This window comes from Pseudomonas peli (assembly GCF_050563605.1).
Taxonomy (GTDB): domain Bacteria; phylum Pseudomonadota; class Gammaproteobacteria; order Pseudomonadales; family Pseudomonadaceae; genus Aquipseudomonas; species Aquipseudomonas peli_A.
In genome coordinates this window covers 293,599-309,960 of record NZ_JBNXUH010000006.1, presented here as the reverse complement: position 1 = coordinate 309,960, position 16,362 = coordinate 293,599, and the positions used below count along the sequence as shown (strand labels likewise).

General features: G+C 60.2%; 15 protein-coding genes and 1 tRNA gene. 8 read left to right on the top strand and 8 right to left on the bottom strand.

Annotated features, from left to right (window positions below):
* Positions 1-70: 70 nt before the first annotated feature.
* From ACQ4LH_RS09990 to ACQ4LH_RS09975, 4 genes are all read right to left on the bottom strand, one after another.
* Positions 71-2,902 carry a valine--tRNA ligase gene (locus ACQ4LH_RS09990; protein ID WP_430697026.1) on the bottom strand — a complete coding sequence of 944 codons (2,832 nt, stop codon included), beginning with the start codon at positions 2,900-2,902 and terminating at the stop codon, positions 71-73.
* Between the two features lie 112 nt (positions 2,903-3,014).
* Entirely contained in the window at positions 3,015-3,422 is a 408-nt protein-coding gene (locus ACQ4LH_RS09985; protein ID WP_430697024.1) for a DNA polymerase III subunit chi, read from the bottom strand.
* Positions 3,423-3,431: 9 nt separating this feature from the next.
* The gene (locus ACQ4LH_RS09980; protein ID WP_430697023.1) at positions 3,432-3,851 is read right to left on the bottom strand and encodes a DNA polymerase III subunit chi; all 420 of its coding nucleotides are present in this window, start codon (positions 3,849-3,851) and stop codon (positions 3,432-3,434) included.
* 100 nt (positions 3,852-3,951) lie between these two features.
* Positions 3,952-5,442, bottom strand: a complete 1,491-nt coding sequence (locus tag ACQ4LH_RS09975; RefSeq protein ID WP_430697022.1) for a leucyl aminopeptidase — start codon at positions 5,440-5,442, stop codon at positions 3,952-3,954.
* Between the two features lie 143 nt (positions 5,443-5,585).
* Here ACQ4LH_RS09975 and lptF point away from each other — a divergent pair, with 143 nt between their 5' ends.
* Entirely contained in the window at positions 5,586-6,707 is a 1,122-nt protein-coding gene (lptF, locus tag ACQ4LH_RS09970) for an LPS export ABC transporter permease LptF (RefSeq protein ID WP_430697021.1), read from the top strand.
* On the top strand, positions 6,700-7,761 hold the full coding sequence (gene lptG, locus ACQ4LH_RS09965) for an LPS export ABC transporter permease LptG (protein WP_430697020.1): 1,062 nt from the start codon (positions 6,700-6,702) through the stop codon (positions 7,759-7,761). Before lptF ends, lptG begins: the two co-directional genes overlap by 8 nt.
* 137 nt (positions 7,762-7,898) lie before the next feature.
* Here lptG and ACQ4LH_RS09960 read toward each other — a convergent pair whose 3' ends face one another.
* From ACQ4LH_RS09960 to ACQ4LH_RS09950, 3 genes are all read right to left on the bottom strand, one after another.
* Positions 7,899-8,393, bottom strand: coding sequence for an RDD family protein (locus tag ACQ4LH_RS09960; RefSeq protein WP_430697019.1), 495 nt, complete (start codon positions 8,391-8,393; stop codon positions 7,899-7,901).
* A 192-nt stretch (positions 8,394-8,585) separates the two neighbouring features.
* Positions 8,586-8,798, bottom strand: a complete 213-nt coding sequence (locus tag ACQ4LH_RS09955) for a cold-shock protein (protein ID WP_304864699.1) — start codon at positions 8,796-8,798, stop codon at positions 8,586-8,588.
* Between the two features lie 374 nt (positions 8,799-9,172).
* Positions 9,173-9,257, bottom strand: a tRNA-Leu gene (locus ACQ4LH_RS09950).
* Between the two features lie 113 nt (positions 9,258-9,370).
* On the opposite strand from ACQ4LH_RS09950, the gene queA reads away from it, so the two are divergent.
* From queA to ACQ4LH_RS09920, 6 genes are all read left to right on the top strand, one after another.
* A complete protein-coding gene (queA, locus tag ACQ4LH_RS09945) occupies positions 9,371-10,420 on the top strand; it encodes a tRNA preQ1(34) S-adenosylmethionine ribosyltransferase-isomerase QueA (protein ID WP_430697018.1) in 1,050 nt (349 codons plus the stop codon).
* 14 nt (positions 10,421-10,434) lie between these two features.
* Positions 10,435-11,550 (top strand): tRNA guanosine(34) transglycosylase Tgt, encoded by a 1,116-nt coding sequence (gene tgt, locus ACQ4LH_RS09940; RefSeq protein WP_430697039.1) that lies wholly within the window; start codon positions 10,435-10,437, stop codon positions 11,548-11,550.
* A 39-nt stretch (positions 11,551-11,589) separates the two neighbouring features.
* A complete protein-coding gene (gene yajC / locus ACQ4LH_RS09935) occupies positions 11,590-11,925 on the top strand; it encodes a preprotein translocase subunit YajC (RefSeq protein WP_090248652.1) in 336 nt (111 codons plus the stop codon).
* 62 nt (positions 11,926-11,987) lie between these two features.
* The gene (secD, locus tag ACQ4LH_RS09930; RefSeq protein WP_430697017.1) at positions 11,988-13,856 is read left to right on the top strand and encodes a protein translocase subunit SecD; all 1,869 of its coding nucleotides are present in this window, start codon (positions 11,988-11,990) and stop codon (positions 13,854-13,856) included.
* Between the two features lie 9 nt (positions 13,857-13,865).
* The gene (secF, locus tag ACQ4LH_RS09925) at positions 13,866-14,771 is read left to right on the top strand and encodes a protein translocase subunit SecF (RefSeq protein WP_430697016.1); all 906 of its coding nucleotides are present in this window, start codon (positions 13,866-13,868) and stop codon (positions 14,769-14,771) included.
* Positions 14,772-14,897: 126 nt separating this feature from the next.
* Entirely contained in the window at positions 14,898-15,437 is a 540-nt protein-coding gene (locus tag ACQ4LH_RS09920; RefSeq protein ID WP_430697015.1) for a glycine zipper 2TM domain-containing protein, read from the top strand.
* A gap of 60 nt (positions 15,438-15,497) precedes the next feature.
* On the opposite strand, the gene suhB is transcribed toward ACQ4LH_RS09920, so the two are convergent.
* On the bottom strand, positions 15,498-16,313 hold the full coding sequence (gene suhB, locus ACQ4LH_RS09915; RefSeq protein ID WP_430697014.1) for a type III secretion system regulator SuhB: 816 nt from the start codon (positions 16,311-16,313) through the stop codon (positions 15,498-15,500).
* Between the last annotated feature and the right edge of the window lie 49 nt (positions 16,314-16,362).

The following is a 16,362-nucleotide window of genomic DNA, read 5'->3' as shown; positions in this document are numbered from 1 at the left end:
GCTAAAGCCCCTCCTACAAAAAAAGAAACCCGCGCCGGTAAGGGCGCGGGCTGCGGGTGTTGCCAGTGGATCAGAGTGCGGCGATCTTGCCGCGCTGCTCAACCATCTTGCTCAGGGCTTGCTCGGCTTCAGCCAGCTTGGCGCGCTCTTTATCGAGCACTTCGGCCGGCGCCTTGGCGACGAAGCCTTCGTTGCTCAGCTTGCCGCCGACGCGCTGCACTTCACCGGAGAGACGGGCGATCTCTTTATCCAGGCGCGCCAGTTCGGCGTCCTTGTCGATCAGCCCGGCCATCGGCACCAGCACCTGCATATCGCCGACCAGAGCGGTGGCGGACATCGGCGCTTCTTCGCCCGCTTCCAGCACCCGTACCGACTCCAGCTTGGCCAGCTTGTTCAGCAGCGGCGCGTTGTCGGCCAGGCGGCGCAAATCTTCCGCGCTGGCGTTCTGCAGGATGATATCGATGCGCTTGGCCATGGAGATTTTCATCTCGCCACGGATCTGGCGCAGGCCGAGCATCAGCTGCTTGACCCACTCGATATCGCCTTCGGCGGCGGCATCGATGCGGCTTTCATTGGCCACTGGCCAGGCCTGCAGCATGATGGTTTCACCGCTGACGCCAGCTTGCACCTTGATCCGTTGCCAGATTTCTTCGGTGATAAACGGCATAAACGGGTGGGCCAGACGCAATGCCACTTCCAGCACGCGAATCAGCGTGCGGCGGGTGCCGCGCTGACGTTCGATCGGTGCGGCTTCGTCCCACAGCACGGGCTTGACCAGTTCCAGGTACCAGGCGCAGTACTCGTCCCAGATAAATTCGTAGAGCGCTTGCGCGGCCAGGTCGAAGCGGAAGGCGTCGAGTTGGCGGGTGACTTCGGCTTCGGTGCGCTGCAGCGACGAGATGATCCAGCGGTCCACCGAGGACAGCTCGACCGGCTCACCGTTGACGCCAGTGTCCTGGCCATCGGTGTTTTCCAGCACGAAGTTGGCGGCGTTCCAGATCTTGTTGCAGAAGTTGCGGTAACCCTCGACCCGGCCCATATCGAACTTGATATCGCGACCGGTGGAGGCCAGCGCCAAGTTGGTAAAGCGCAGGGCGTCGGTGCCGTAGGCGGCGATGCCTTCGGGGAACTCGGCGCGGGTCTGCTTGGCGATCTTCTCGGCCAGCTTGGGCTGCATCATGCCGCTGGTGCGTTTCTCCAGCAGCTCGTCCAGGGTAATGCCATCGACGATATCTAGCGGATCGAGCACGTTGCCCTTGGACTTGGACATCTTCTGGCCCTGGCCGTCGCGCACCAGGCCGTGTACATACACGGTCTTGAACGGGATCTGCCCGGTCAGGTGGGTGGACAGCATGATCATCCGGGCGACCCAGAAGAAGATGATATCGAAGCCGGTAACCAGCACGTCGGTGGGGTGAAAGGTCTTCAGTTCTTCAGTTTGCTGCGGCCAGCCGAGGGTGGAGAAGGTCCACAGGCCGGAGCTGAACCAGGTGTCGAGAACGTCTTCGTCCTGGCGCAGATTGGCGTCGCCGAGGTTGTGGCTAGCACGTACTTCCGCCTCGTCGCGGCCGACATAGACGTTGCCGGCATCGTCGTACCAGGCCGGAATACGGTGGCCCCACCAGAGCTGACGGCTGATGCACCAGTCCTGGATATCGCGCATCCAGCTGAAGTACATGTTTTCGTACTGCTTGGGCACGAACTGGATTTCACCGCTCTCGACCACGGCGATGGCTTTTTCGGCCAGCGGCTTGGTGCTGACGTACCACTGGTCGGTCAGCCAGGGCTCGATGATGGTGCCGGAGCGGTCGCCTTTCGGTACTTTCAGGGCGTGGGCGTCGATGCTTTCCAGCAGGCCGGCGGCCTCGAAGGCGGCAACGATCTGTTTGCGCGCCTCGAAACGATCCAGGCCGGCGTATGCGGCCGGCAGGCTGCAGTCGATCTGGCTGTTGACGCTGCCATCGACATTGAACGCCTGGACCTGTGCGAGCACGGCGGCGTTCTTGTCGAAGATGTTGAGCAGCGGCAGGTTGTGGCGCTTGCCGACTTCATAGTCGTTGAAGTCGTGGGCTGGGGTGATTTTCACGCAGCCGGTACCGAACTCGGGGTCGCAGTAATCGTCGGCGATGATCGGGATACGCCGGCCAACCAGCGGCAGCTCGACAAAGGTGCCGATCAGGGCTTTATAGCGCTCGTCTTCCGGGTGCACGGCCACGGCGCTGTCGCCGAGCATGGTTTCCGGGCGAGTGGTGGCGACGATCAGGTAATCCTTGCCGTCGGCGGTCTTGTTGCCGTCGGCCAGCGGGTAGCGCAGGTTCCACAGGCTGCCTTTCTCGTCGTGGTTTTCCACTTCAAGATCGGAGATGGCGGTGTGGAACTTGGTGTCCCAGTTAACCAGGCGCTTGCCGCGGTAGATCAGGCCGTCTTTATGCAGACGGACAAAGGCTTCTTTAACCGATTCGGACAAGCCGTCGTCCATGGTGAAGCGTTCACGCGACCAGTCTACCGAGCTACCCAGGCGACGAATCTGCCGAGTGATAGTGCCGCCGGACTGCTCCTTCCATTCCCAGACTTTCTCCAGGAATTTCTCGCGGCCCAGGTCGTGACGACCAATGCCGTCGGCGGCCAGTTGACGCTCCACCACCATCTGGGTGGCGATACCGGCATGGTCGGTGCCTGGTTGCCACAGGGTGTTGCGGCCCTGCATGCGGCGGAAACGAATCAGCGCATCCATGATCGAGTTGTTGAAACCATGGCCCATATGCAGGCTGCCGGTGACGTTCGGCGGCGGGATCATGATGGTGTAGGGCTCGCCCGAACCCTGCGGGGCGAAATAGTTGTTCGCCTCCCAGTTCTGGTACAGGGCGGTTTCAATGGCGTGCGGCTGGTAGGTCTTGTCCATGCGCGGCGGGACCCTTATGACGGCTAGACGGAAAAGCCGGCAAGTATAGCGGGGATGGTCTGTATGACGTAAGGGCGCGCGTGGTGCGGCTGACTGGTGGGCGTCCGCGTGGTTACGGACGACGCGGTGGCAGCAAGCGGCTTAGGCGCGCATCCAGGCGGCGTTTCAGCTCGGCCTCGATCTGCGGCACGAAATCGTCGATCACATCCTGCAGGATCAGCTGAGCCGCGGCGCGCAGTTCACTGTCCAGACGGTTCATCTCGCTGTCGCGGCTGACGCTCTGGGTCACCGTGGCGCGCAGGCTCTGTGCGGGTGTGATAAGGCCTGGCTTGGGGCTTGGCTGCTGGGCGGAGACGCTCGGCGGTGGGGTAACGATTTCCGAGAGCAGGGGGATGCTGTCTGGATCGAGCGAGTCGATCAGCAGTGGTGGCTCAAGGTTTTCATCGCCCAGCAGTTGGCGGATCGACTCCAGGTCGTTCAGCAGTTGAGCGGGTTTTTGTGGCGGTTTTGGGGTGTCCATACTGTGCAACTAGAGTTCGACTCGTTTTGGATCATACCCGCGCTGCCGGTAGCTGCGGAAATTCTCCCGGCAGGCGGTCAGCAGATCGGGTTCCTGGTTGACGATTTCAATCACCCGGCTAAAGCGCTCGACTTGCGGTGATAGGGTGCTGCCGAGGTTGATCAGCACGCCCTGAGCGCTGCTGGGTTCTTCGTCCAGGCCAATCACCACCGGTGCGTGCGCGTCGTCCTGGTAGAGGCTGTGCGGCACAAAGCTTTCCGCTTTGAAGCGCCACAACAGTTCATCCACTTCGGTGCATTGCTGCGCATCGCTGCCGCGCAGAAACACCGGCAGGCCGGCGCGCCAGGCTTTCATCGCCAACTGACAGGCCGCACGCAGGCGGTCACCCGGCATGGCGGTTGAGAGTACATAGAATTCTATTCGGGGCATGGCGACACGCTTTGGCGTTATTTGCAGGAGCGGCTTGCTGACAGGCGCGCAGCTTACCAGTCAATCGCGGTCAAGACCGCTCCTACAATGCGCCTGGAACTCAGGCGTTGCTGCGATCCAGCAGATACTGCGTCAGCATCGGCACCGGACGACCGGTAGCACCTTTGTCTTTGCCGCCACTGATCCAGGCGGTGCCGGCGATATCCAGGTGTGCCCAGTGGTAGTTCTTGGCAAAGCGCGAGAGGAAGCAGCCAGCGGTGATGGTGCCGGCTTTCGGCCCGCCGATATTGGCGATGTCGGCGAACGGACTGTCGAGTTGCTCCTGGTACTCGTCATACAGCGGCAGTTGCCAGGCGCGGTCGTCGGCGGTCAGGCCAGCGCCGAGGATCTGCTGCACCAGTTCGTCGTTGTTACCCATCAGGCCTGAGACATTGCTGCCTAGGGCAACGATGCAGGCGCCGGTGAGGGTGGCGATGTCGATCACCGCTTGCGGCTTGAAGCGCTCGGCATAGGTCAGGGTGTCGCACAGCACCAGGCGGCCTTCGGCGTCGGTGTTTAGGATTTCTACAGTCTGCCCGCTCATGGTGGTGACGATATCGCCTGGACGCGTGGCGCCGCCGCTCGGCATGTTCTCGGCACAGGCCAGCAGGCACACCAGGTTGATCGGCAGTTGCAGTTCCAGCACGGCCTTGAGGGTACCGAATACGCTGGCGGCGCCGCACATGTCGTACTTCATCTCATCCATGCCCGCAGCCGGCTTGATGCTGATGCCGCCGGTGTCGAAGGTGATGCCTTTGCCGACCAGGGCGTAGGGCTTCTCGGATTTTTTGCCGCCTTGGTACTGCATGACGATCATGCGTGGCGGCTGGTCGCTGCCTTGGGCTACGGCGAGGAATGCGCCCATGCCGAGTTCTTTGAGTTTCTTCTCGTCGTGAATCTCGATCTTGAGGTTTTTGTACGCCTTGCCCAAGGCTTTGGCTTCTTCGGCCAGGTAGCTCGGGTGGCAGAGGTTGGGCGGCAGATTGCCCAGGTCCTTGGTAAAGGCCATGCCGGCGGCAATCGCCTGGGCATGGGTGCTGGCGCGCTCGGCATCGGCCAGGTTGGCTTTGTCAGTGAGCAGGGTGAGCTTCTTCAGTGCGCCGGCTTCGGCCTTCTGGCTCTTGAAACGGTCGAAGCAGTAGCCGGCGTCGGCCAGGCTTTCCACCATCAGGCGGGTTTTACCGTAGGTTTCGCGGCCCTTGACCTGCAGCTCGTCGAGCGCGAGTACTGCATCGCTGCCGCCGAGGCTTTTCAGGCTGCTGTAAACGCTGGTGATCAATTTGCGCAGTTGGCGGTCAGACAGTTCGCTGTCTTTGCCGGTGCCCACCAGCAGCACGCGTTCGGCTTTCAGATTCGGCAGGTTGTGCACCAGCAGGGTCTGGCCGACCTTGCCGGCCAGGTCGCCGCGCTTGAGCAGAGCGCTGATCGCGCCAGCGCTGGCGGTGTCGATGGCCTTGGCGGTTTCGCCGAGCTTTTTGCCCTCACCAACAGGGATAACCAGGGTGGCGGTTTTTAGTGTTTCTGGGCGTGCGCTTTTAACAATAAATTCCATTACGTGGTGTCCCCAAGACAAGGCGTCGGTATTGCAGGATAATGCCGGCTATTTTTCGATGGTTCGCCAGTTGGGCGAGCCGGCAAGCAGTGCGGCTAGTTTGATCTTAGCCGCCTGAGCCTGACAACCCTGGAGTGTCTGGTTTGATCGTCTTCCGTTATCTGTCTCGTGAAGTGTTGTTGACCCTGAGTGCCGTGAGCGCGGTGCTGCTGGTCATCATTATGAGTGGCCGCTTTATCCGCTATCTTGCCCAGGCGGCGCAGGGTCTGCTCGACCCTGGGGTGCTGCTGATGATCATGGCGTACCGGATTCCCGGCTTCCTCCAGCTGATTCTGCCGCTTGGGCTGTTCCTCGGCATTCTCCTGGCCTACGGGCGGATGTACCTGGACAGCGAGATGACTGTGCTCTCGGCCACCGGCATGAGCCAGCAGCGTTTGCTGACCTACAGCCTGGCGCCTGCGGCCCTGGTGGCGTTGCTGGCCGGCTGGCTGAGCTTGGGCCTGGCCCCGCAAGGCGTTGAGCATGTGGCGCGGATTCTTAACCAGCAGAGTGCCATGACTGAGCTGGATACCCTGGTGCCTGGGCGTTTTCAATCGATGAAAAATGGCTCGCGGGTGACTTACACCGAGGAGCTGTCCGAAGATCGCGGCTCGCTGGCCGGGGTGTTTATCTCCGAGAAGCAGCTGTCCCGCGAGGGCGACAAGGAGCGTGGTATCTCCGTGCTGGTGGCCGAATCAGGTCGCCAGGAGATTCAGGCCGATGGCAGTCGCTACCTGATTCTGGAAAATGGCTACCGCTATGACGGCAATCCAGGCCAGGCCGATTACCGCGCCATCAAATACGACACCTACGGCGTGCTGCTGCCCAAACCGGAAGTGGCGGTGGAGGTCACCGACCGCGAGGCGATGCCGACGCGCGAGCTGATTGGCAGCGACAAACCGCGCATGCAGTCCGAGCTGCAGTGGCGCTTGTCGATCCCGGTGCTGGTTTTTGTGGTCACCCTGCTGGCTGTGCCGTTGTCACGGGTTAATCCGCGCCAAGGGCGCTTCCTCAAGCTGTTGCCGGCCATCCTGCTTTATATGGCTTACCTGGCGCTGCTGATTGGCGCGCGTGGCGCCTTGGATAAAGAGAAGATCCCCGCAGCACTTGGCTTGTGGTGGGTGCATGGCGTGTTCTTACTGATCGGGCTACTGCTGCTTTATTGGGAGCCGCTGCGTTTGCGCTGGGCGGCCCGTCGTGTGGCACAGGAGGTGGCCCGTGGTTAAGTTGGATCGTTACATCGGCGCACAGGTATTTGTCGCCATCCTTGCCGTGCTGGGCATCATTGTTGGCCTGGCGCTGCTGTTTGCCTTTATCGATGAGCTGGGCGATGTCGAGGACAACTACAGCCTGCTCGATGCCCTCGGCTATGTACTGCTGACGGCGCCGCGGCGCATCTATGAAATGCTGCCGATGGCCGCGCTGATCGGTTGCCTGATCGGTTTGGGCTCGCTGGCTAGTAACAGCGAACTGACCATCATGCGTGCGGCCGGTGTATCGATCGGACGGATTGTCTGGGCCGTGATGAAGCCGATGCTGGTGCTGATGCTGGTCGGCGTGCTGATCGGCGAGTACCTCGCGCCCTATAGCGAAAATCAGGCCCAGGCCAGTCGTGCCATGGCCCAGGGCGGCGGTGAAGCGCAAAGCGCCAAGCGCGGCCTGTGGCATCGCCAGGGGCAGGAATATGTGCATATCAACGCCGTGCAGCCCAATGGTGTGCTGCTGGGCGTTACTCGCTATCGCTTTGATGAACAGAAGCGCATGCAGTCTTCCAGCTTCGCCCGGCGGGCCCAGTACCAGGGTGATCACTGGCAGCTGGAAGATGTCGCGACTACGCATTTCCGTGAGCGCAGCAGTGAGGTTATTACGCAGGGCAGCGAGCGCTGGGATGTTGAGTTGACGCCACAGCTGCTCGGCACCGTGGTGCTGGCGCCGGATGCGTTGTCGATGACCGGGTTGTGGAATTACATCCATTACCTGGCCGAGCAAGGGCTGAATAACAGTCAGTACTGGCTGTCGTTCTGGACCAAGGTGCTGCAGCCGTTGGTAACGGCAGCGCTGGTGCTGATGGCGATTTCCTTTATCTTCGGCCCGCTGCGCTCGGTAACCCTCGGGCAGCGCGTATTTACCGGGGTGCTGGTGGGCTTTGTGTTCAAGATCAGCCAGGACCTGCTCGGCCCGTCGAGCCTGGTATTCGGCTTCTCGCCGCTGCTGGCGGTGCTGATCCCTGCGGGTATCTGCGCACTGGCCGGCGTTTGGTTGCTACGCCGCGCGGGTTGATTCAGGCGTAAAAAAGCCGGCGTGCACACTGGGTGCACGCCGGCTTTTTATTACCTGCCATCCATGGCGGCCACCCTTCGGGGCCGCCGCTGCGCGACGTTAAAAATGGCTCCCGGCCATTTTTTATTGTCTGGCGTTTACTTCTTATGGATGTTCTTCGGCAGTTGAATCACTTGGCTGTCCGAGTAGATGTCATGCCAGCTGCGCTTTTGCTTGTCCCAGAGCATCCAGAGAAAGCCCAGGCCCAGCAGCAGCCAGGAGCCGATGGCGACCAGAAAGCGCAGCAGTGCCTGCCACAGGCTGATCGCTGTGCCGTCGGGGTTCTGGATGCGCAAGCCCCAGACCTGCATGCCCAGGGTCTGGCCGTTGTGGGTCCAGAATTTGGCGAAAAAACCGAACAGGCTGAGAAACAGCACAGTCGAGAGCAGGGGATCGCCATCCAGGGCGCCGGCGTCGGACATCTGCTTGAGCTGCGCCTCGCCGTAGAACCCCATCAGGATCAGCTTGTAGATAAAGGTCACGACGATCAGCAGCGCGATGCACAGCAGAAAGTCATAAAACATCGCAGCGAGGCGGCGGATCAGCCCGGCGCTGGGGAATTCACCCTGCGGGCGCAGCAGGTGTTTCGGCATGGTCGGCTCTTTACTCAATCGGCTGGCGGAATGGCGGCAACAATACGGCATTCATATCAATGGCCGGCCATAAAAAATGACCGAGAGTCATGTTTAACGTCGCGCAGCGACGGTCCAAAGGGTGGCCGCCATGGATGGCAGGGCATAAAAAACCCCTGATGTTGCCATCAGGGGTTCTTCAGCACGGCAGGATTATTCCTGAATTTGTACTTCGTCAGCCTGCATGCCTTTCTGGCCTTGCACAGCGATAAAGCTGACTTTCTGGCCTTCTTTCAGGCTCTTGAAACCGTTGCTTTGGATCGCGCGGAAGTGCACGAACAGATCCGGACCGCTTTCAGGAGTGATAAAACCAAAACCTTTCTCATCGTTAAACCACTTAACGGTACCGCTCTGACGATTCGACATGTTGTATTTCCTTGAACCTGGAGTTGATGACAGCCGCTACTCGACATGAGGGGCTGAATACTGGTTGCAAGGCGGTGTGCGACGGTCGAGCGGGATGTAGCGGATCTAGATGATCTACTGCACCAGGTCACGATTTTCGGCGACCCATGCAAACACAGTGGGAAAACTTTACGCCAACTTCCAGGCAAATGCCAAGCCCCTACAGGGCATGCAGTTGTTGGGCTGCAGGTGTTTTCTGTGTTCCTTCGAGCAGGCTCTTTACGGGAGTAGGGGCGTACCAGTAAGTGCGATGCAGGCTCGTTGTTCTGGCTGCCCGCGGCTTTATTGCCTGCAATAAAAAAGGCCTTGATGATCAAGGCCTTTCTTCGAATCTATGGTGCCCCGGGGGAGACTCGAACTCCCACTTCTTTCGAAAACGGATTTTGAATCCGCCGCGTCTACCGGTTCCGCCACCGGGGCACAATGGCGGCGCAGTATAGGGATGGTGTTGGGGTTGGTCAATCCACTTGCGTGGTCAGAATGCATGATTTCCGGTAAGCTTTGCCGCCCTGCTAGACGACCCCCTTCCGACCATGCGCGTTGCCGACTTCAATTTCGAGCTGCCAGACGCTCTGATTGCCCGCCACCCCCTTGCCGAACGTCGTGCCAGCCGTTTGCTGGTGCTTGATGGGCCGACAGGTGCGCTGGCTCATAAACAGTTCAGTGATCTGCTGGATTACCTACGCCCCGGCGATCTGATGGTGTTCAACAACACCCGGGTGATTCCTGCGCGGCTGTTCGGCCAGAAGGCTTCGGGCGGCAAGCTGGAGATTCTGGTCGAGCGCGTGCTGGACGCTCACCGCGTGCTGGCCCATGTGCGTTCGAGCAAGTCGCCCAAGCCGGGGTCGAGCATTCTGATTGACGGTGGTGGCGAGGCCGAGATGGTTGCGCGTCACGATGCGCTGTTCGAGCTGCGCTTTAGCGAAGAAGTGCTGCCGCTGCTGGAGCGGGTCGGGCATATGCCGCTGCCGCCCTATATTGATCGGCCGGATGAGCAGGCCGACCGCGAGCGCTATCAGACGGTGTATGCCGAGCGTGCCGGCGCTGTCGCGGCGCCGACCGCCGGGCTGCATTTTGATCAGCAGCTGCTGGCTGCGATTGCCGAGAAGGGCATTGAGCGGGCGTTTGTCACCCTGCACGTCGGTGCGGGCACCTTTCAGCCGGTGCGAGTCGAGCGCATCGAAGATCACCATATGCACAGCGAGTGGCTGGAGGTCGGCCAGGATGTGGTCGATGCCGTGGCCGCTTGCCGCGCGCGTGGCGGTCGGGTGATTGCCGTCGGCACCACCAGTGTGCGTTCGCTGGAAAGCGCCGCGCGCGATGGCATGCTCAAGGCGTTCAGTGGCGACACCGATATCTTTATCTACCCCGGCCGGCCGCTGCATGTGGTCGATGCGTTGGTGACCAACTTCCATTTGCCGGAGTCGACCCTGTTGATGCTGGTGTCGGCGTTTGCCGGTTACCCGGAAACCATGGCGGCCTATCAGGCGGCGATTGCCGGGAAGTATCGTTTTTTCAGTTACGGTGATGCCATGTTCATCACCCGCAACCCCGCACCGCGCGGGCCAGAGGAACAGCTATGACGCGCACTTGCCGCATGTCTTTCGAATTGTTAGCGACCGAGGGCAAGGCGCGCCGTGGTCGGCTGACCTTCCCCCGTGGCGTGGTGGAAACCCCGGCGTTTATGCCGGTGGGCACCTATGGCACGGTCAAGGGCATGCTGCCGCGTGATATCGAAGCAATTGGTGCGCAGATCATCCTCGGCAATACCTTCCACCTGTGGTTGCGTCCCGGTACTGAGGTGATCAAGAAGCACGGCGATCTGCATGACTTTATGCAGTGGCAAGGGCCGATCCTCACCGACTCCGGCGGCTTCCAGGTGTTTAGCCTCGGCGCGATGCGCAAGATCAAGGAGGAGGGCGTGTACTTCGCCTCGCCGGTCGATGGCGCCAAGGTATTTATGGGGCCGGAAGAGTCGATGCAGGTGCAGCGCGATCTGGGTTCGGACATCGTGATGATTTTCGACGAATGCACGCCGTATCCGGCCGAGTTCGATGTGGCCAAACGCTCGATGGAGTTGTCGCTGCGCTGGGCCAAACGCTCGAAAGAGGCTCATGGCGAAAGCACGGCGGCGCTGTTCGGCATCGTCCAGGGCGGCATGCATGAGGAATTGCGTAAAGTTTCTCTGGATGGGTTGGAGCAGATCGGCTTTGACGGCTATGCCATTGGCGGTCTGTCCGTCGGCGAGCCGAAAGACGAAATGATCAAGGTGCTGGATTACCTGCCGCCGCAGTTGCCGGCCGATAAACCGCGCTACCTGATGGGTGTGGGCAAACCGGAAGACCTGGTCGAAGGTGTGCGCCGTGGTGTGGACATGTTTGACTGCGTGATGCCGACCCGCAACGCGCGCAACGGTCACCTGTTTGTCGACACCGGCGTGCTGAAAATCCGCAATGCCTTCCATAAACACGACGATTCGCCGCTGGACTCGACGTGCGACTGTTACACCTGCAAACATTTCTCGCGCGCCTATCTGCACCATCTGGATAAATGTGGCGAAATGCTCGGTAGCATGCTCAATACAATCCACAACTTACGGCACTATCAGGTGCTTATGGCTGGTTTGCGCGAGGCTATTCAACAGGGTACATTGGCCGCCTTTGTCGATGCCTTCTATGCCAAACGCGGGCTGCCAACGCCGCCTCTGGATTGATTCCCAACTTTTTAAAGACCCTTGCAACAGGAGTGTTACATGAGCTTTTTTATCCCCGCTGCTTTCGCTGAAGGCGCCGCACCGGCTGCCGGTCCTGCTGGTAGTGGCTTTGAATGGGTATTTCTGGTCGGTTTTCTGGTCATCTTCTATCTGATGATCTGGCGCCCACAGGCCAAGCGTGCCAAAGAGCACAAAGGTCTGATCAGCGGCCTGCAGAAAGGTGACGAAGTGGTAACCAGCGGCGGTATCGCTGGCAAGGTGTCGAAGGTTTCCGATGACTTCGTGGTAATCGAAGTGTCCGACACCGTCGAGCTGAAGATTCAGAAAGTGGCGATTGCCGCCTCGCTGCCTAAAGGCACGCTGAAAGCGATCTAAGCAACACACCTTTACCATTCGACGGGGCGCTTAATGCGCCCCGCGTCATAACGGGCGGCGTCATGCTCAACAAATTTCCCCTCTGGAAGTACCTGCTGATTCTGGCTGTGCTGGCAATCGGCTTCCTTTATTCCGCGCCCAATCTGTACCCGGATGATCCGGCGATCCAGATCAGTGGCAACAGCTCCGCCATGCGCGTCGAGCAGGCCGACCTGGACCGCGCCAGCCGCGCCCTGGAAGCAGCCGGTATCAGCGTCAAAGCTGTCAGCCTGGCCAATCAGGGCCGTGCTGGCTTGCTGCGTTTGAACAGCGCTGAAGATCAGCTGCCGGCCAAAGAGCTGGTACGCAAGGCCTTGAGCGACGAGTTTGTGGTGGCCTTGAACCTGGCGCAAACCACGCCAGATTGGCTGCGCAACCTGGGCGGTAGCCCAATGAAGCTCGGCCTGGACTTGTCCGGTGGTGTGCACTTCCTGATGGAAGTGGACATGGACAAAGCCCTGGATGCGCGCCGCAAGGTTTACGAAGGCGAGGTCAAGAGCCTGCTGCGTAAAGAGCGCGTGCGTTATCGCAGCCTGCCTGAGCTGGATGGTGCCATCCAGCTGGGCTTTGCCGATGAAGCGGCGCTGGAAAAAGCTCAGCAGCTGATTCGCAAGGACTTCACCGATTTCGACCTGACCACTGTGCAGCGTGGCGAGCAGCAGGTGCTGCGCCTGGCGCTGACTCAGGCCAAGCTGGTCGAAATTCGCGAATACTCGATCAAGCAGAACCTGACCACTGTACGTAACCGGGTCAACGAGCTGGGCGTCGCTGAGCCGCTGGTTCAGCGTCAGGGTGCCAACCGCATCGTGGTTGAGCTGCCAGGTGTGCAGGACACGGCCGAAGCCAAGCGTATTCTCGGCAAGACCGCCAACCTGGAGTTCCGTCTGGCCGCCGAGCCGGACGCTGCCAAGGCTGCGACCGAAAGCTTCGAATTTCGCGAGGAAGGCCGTCCGCCAGCCCAGCTGGAGCGTGATCTGATCATCACCGGTGACCAGGTGACCGATGCCCAGGCCAGTTTCGATGAGAACGGCAGCCCGCAGGTCAATATCCGCCTGGATGGCCGCGGTGGTGACCTGATGAACCGCGCGACCCGCAATAACGTCGGTCGCAGCATGGCGGTCATCTTTATCGAGCAGAAGCCGGTAACCCGCTACGTGCGTCAGGTGGTTGATGGCGTCGAGAAGGAAGTCGAGCTGCAGACCTTCGTTGAAGAGAAGAAGATCATCAGCCTGGCCACCATTCAATCGCCGCTGGGTAGCCAGTTCCGCATTACCGGCCTTGATGGTCAGGGCGAGTCGTCCGAGCTGGCCCTGTTGCTGCGTGCCGGTGGTCTGGCTGCGCCGATGTACTTCGCTGAAGAGCGCACCATTGGCCCGAGCCTGGGTGCTGACAACATTGCCAAGGGTGTCAGTGCCTCGATGTGGGCGATGCTGTTCGTTTCGCTGTTTATCATCGCCATCTACCGCTTCTTCGGTGTGCTGGCGACCATCGCCCTGGGCCTGAACATGGTGCTGTTGTTGGCGCTGATGTCGTTGCTCAGTGCCACGCTGACCTTGCCGGGTATCGCCGGTATCGTGCTGACCATGGGTATGGCGGTGGACGCCAACGTGCTGATCTTCTCGCGTATTCGTGAAGAGATCGCCAATGGCATGTCGATTCAGCGGGCCATCCATGAGGGTTTTGATCGGGCTTACTCGGCGATTGTCGACGCCAACCTGACCACTCTGCTGGTCGGCGGCATCCTGTTCGCCATGGGTACCGGACCGGTCAAAGGCTTCGCGGTGACTCTGTCGCTGGGTATTCTCACCTCGATGTTTACCGCCATTCTGGTGACGCGTTGCATGGTCAACCTGACTTGCGGCGGGCGTGACTTCAAGAAGTTGTGGATTTAAGGGGCTGTGATGAATCGTACGATCAACTTCATGGGCGTACGCAATATTGCGTTCGCCTTCACCCTGCTGCTGACGTTGCTGGCACTGGTTAGCCTGTTTACCAAGGGGCTGAACCTGGGGCTGGATTTTACCGGTGGTACGCAAATCGAGCTGAGCTACGAACAGTCGGCAGACCTCGGTAACATCCGTGAGCAGCTGGCCGGTGCCGGCTATGCCGATGCCGTGGTGCAGAGCTTTGGCGCCACCACCGATGTGGTGGTGCGCATGCAGGGCAATGATCCCGAGCTGGGTAATAAGGTGGCTGCTGCGCTGCGTCAGGCGGGCGAGCAGCTTGAGGTGAAAAAGGTCGAGTTCGTCGGCCCGCAGGTGGGTGAAGAGCTGCGCGATCAGGGCGGTCTTGGTCTGCTGCTGGCGCTGGGCGGTGTGATGTTGTATCTGGCCTTTCGCTTCCAGTGGAAGTTCGGCGTTGGGGCAATTGTCTCGCTGATCCACGACGTGATTGTCACGCTCGGCATCCTGTCGTTCTTTCAGATCACCTTCGATCTGACGGTGATGGCGGCTTTGCTGGCGATCATCGGTTACTCGCTGAACGACACCATTGTGGTCTTCGACCGGGTTCGCGAGAACTTCCGCGTGCTGCGCAAGGCGACGTTGATCGAGAACATCAACATCTCCACCACGCAGACGCTGCTGCGCACCATGGCGACCTCGATCTCCACCTTGCTGGCGATTGCTGCGCTGCTGCTGTTTGCTGGTGACAACCTGTTCGCCTTCTCGGTGGCGCTGTTTGTCGGTGTGAGCGCGGGTACTTACTCGTCGATCTATATTGCCAACGTGGTGCTGGTGTGGCTCAACCTGACGGTTGATGACCTTATCCCGCCGGTGGTCGAAGAAGAGGTCGATGAGCGCCCATAATTCTGTGCGCTTTATCGCAAATGATTGAGTGAGCCGGGCAGGTATTGAACTTGTCCGGCTTTTTTGTGCTCCAAGGCATGGAGTACGGTGCGTTAAGCGCTAAGCAGTGGTTTGAAGGAGGCACATATGAATAAGTCCATGTTGGTAGGCGCGGTATTGGGTGCAGTAGGTGTAACGGCGGGCGGTGCGGTGGCCACTTACAACATCGTCAGCGCGCCGGAATATGCCGAAGTGCTTGCGGTAAAACCGATCAATGAAACCATCAAGACCCCGCGTGAAGTTTGCAAGGATGTGGCGGTAACCCGTCAGGCGCCGGTCAAGGATCAGCATCAGATAGCTGGTACGGCGATTGGTGCGGTGGTTGGCGGCTTGCTGGGTAATCAGGTAGGTGGCGGTAACGGCAAGAAGCTGGCGACAGTCGCCGGTGCGGTTGGCGGCGGTTATGCCGGCAACAAGGCGCAAGAGCACCTGCAGAACCGTGATACCTACACCACCACCGAAACCCGTTGCAGCACAGTGACTGACACCAGTGAGAAACTGGTGGGTTATGACGTCAAATACGAGTTGGATGGCAAGGTGGGTCAGGTGCGTATGGCCAGTGATCCAGGTCGGCAGATTCCGGTCAAGGATGGTCAGTTGGTGTTGGCGGACGAGTCGGCTAACTAAAACTGCGCTGCAATAAAAAAGCGCCCCTCGGGGCGCTTTTTTTGTGGCTGGCGCTGGCGATTAGCGCTTCAGCGAGGCCGACAGGTGCGGCTGGATCGCCGTCAGCACAGCTTTGAAGCACTTGGTGTTGCCGGCCACGATCTGGCCTTTTTCAAGGAATTCATGGCTGCCGCTGAAGTCGCTGACCAGGCCGCCTGCTTCCTGAATCAGCAGGGCGCCGGCTGCCATGTCCCACTCGGACAGGCCGAATTCCCAGAATGCATCGAAGCGACCGGCGGCCACGTAGGCCAGGTCCAGGCTTGCTGCGCCAGCGCGGCGGATGCCGGCGGTCTGGCCGACCAGACTGCGGAACATGCCGATGTAGTTTTCTAGGTTTTCCATTTGGCTGTCGCGGAACGGGAAGCCGGTGCCGAGCAGGGCGCCTTCCAGGCTCTTGCGATTGCCAACGCGCAGGCGACGACCGTTGAGGGCAGCGCCACGGCCACGGCTGGCGGTGAATTCTTCCTGGCGCACCGGGTCGATGATCACGGCGTGCTCAAGGCGGCCACGGTACTTGCAGGCGATGCTCACGGCGTAATGCGGGATACCGCGGATAAAGTTGGTGGTGCCATCCAGCGGGTCGATGATCCACAGGTAATCGGCACCGTCGCCACTGCCTTCGCTGAGGCCGCTTTCCTCGCCGAGAATGCCGTGGTTCGGGAAAGCTTTGCGCAGGGCCTGAATGATCAGCAGCTCGGCGGAGCGATCAATTTCAGTCACATAGTCCTTGGCTTCTTTCTCGTCGACCGAGATGACGTCCAAGCGTTCGGTCGAGCGGAAGATCATTTCGCCGGCGCTACGGGCTGCGCGCAGCGCGATATTCAGCATGGGCTGCATGGATGTTCACCTGGGTCGTTAAAGAAAGCCGGCCATTCTAGCAGAAAAG

Coding starts and splice junctions, on each gene's coding strand:
- ACQ4LH_RS09960 (WP_430697019.1), bottom strand. CDS start 8,393: ATGCCGAAACACCTGCTGCGCCCGCAGGGTGAATTCCCCAGCGCCGGG.
- tgt (WP_430697039.1), top strand. CDS start 10,435: ATGTCTTTCGAATTGTTAGCGACCGAGGGCAAGGCGCGCCGTGGTCGG.
- ACQ4LH_RS09955 (WP_304864699.1), bottom strand. CDS start 8,798: ATGTCGAATCGTCAGAGCGGTACCGTTAAGTGGTTTAACGATGAGAAA.
- ACQ4LH_RS09985 (WP_430697024.1), bottom strand. CDS start 3,422: ATGGACACCCCAAAACCGCCACAAAAACCCGCTCAACTGCTGAACGAC.
- ACQ4LH_RS09990 (WP_430697026.1), bottom strand. CDS start 2,902: ATGGACAAGACCTACCAGCCGCACGCCATTGAAACCGCCCTGTACCAG.
- yajC (WP_090248652.1), top strand. CDS start 11,590: ATGAGCTTTTTTATCCCCGCTGCTTTCGCTGAAGGCGCCGCACCGGCT.
- secD (WP_430697017.1), top strand. CDS start 11,988: ATGCTCAACAAATTTCCCCTCTGGAAGTACCTGCTGATTCTGGCTGTG.
- queA (WP_430697018.1), top strand. CDS start 9,371: ATGCGCGTTGCCGACTTCAATTTCGAGCTGCCAGACGCTCTGATTGCC.
- suhB (WP_430697014.1), bottom strand. CDS start 16,313: ATGCAGCCCATGCTGAATATCGCGCTGCGCGCAGCCCGTAGCGCCGGC.
- ACQ4LH_RS09975 (WP_430697022.1), bottom strand. CDS start 5,442: ATGGAATTTATTGTTAAAAGCGCACGCCCAGAAACACTAAAAACCGCC.
- secF (WP_430697016.1), top strand. CDS start 13,866: ATGAATCGTACGATCAACTTCATGGGCGTACGCAATATTGCGTTCGCC.
- ACQ4LH_RS09980 (WP_430697023.1), bottom strand. CDS start 3,851: ATGCCCCGAATAGAATTCTATGTACTCTCAACCGCCATGCCGGGTGAC.
- ACQ4LH_RS09920 (WP_430697015.1), top strand. CDS start 14,898: ATGAATAAGTCCATGTTGGTAGGCGCGGTATTGGGTGCAGTAGGTGTA.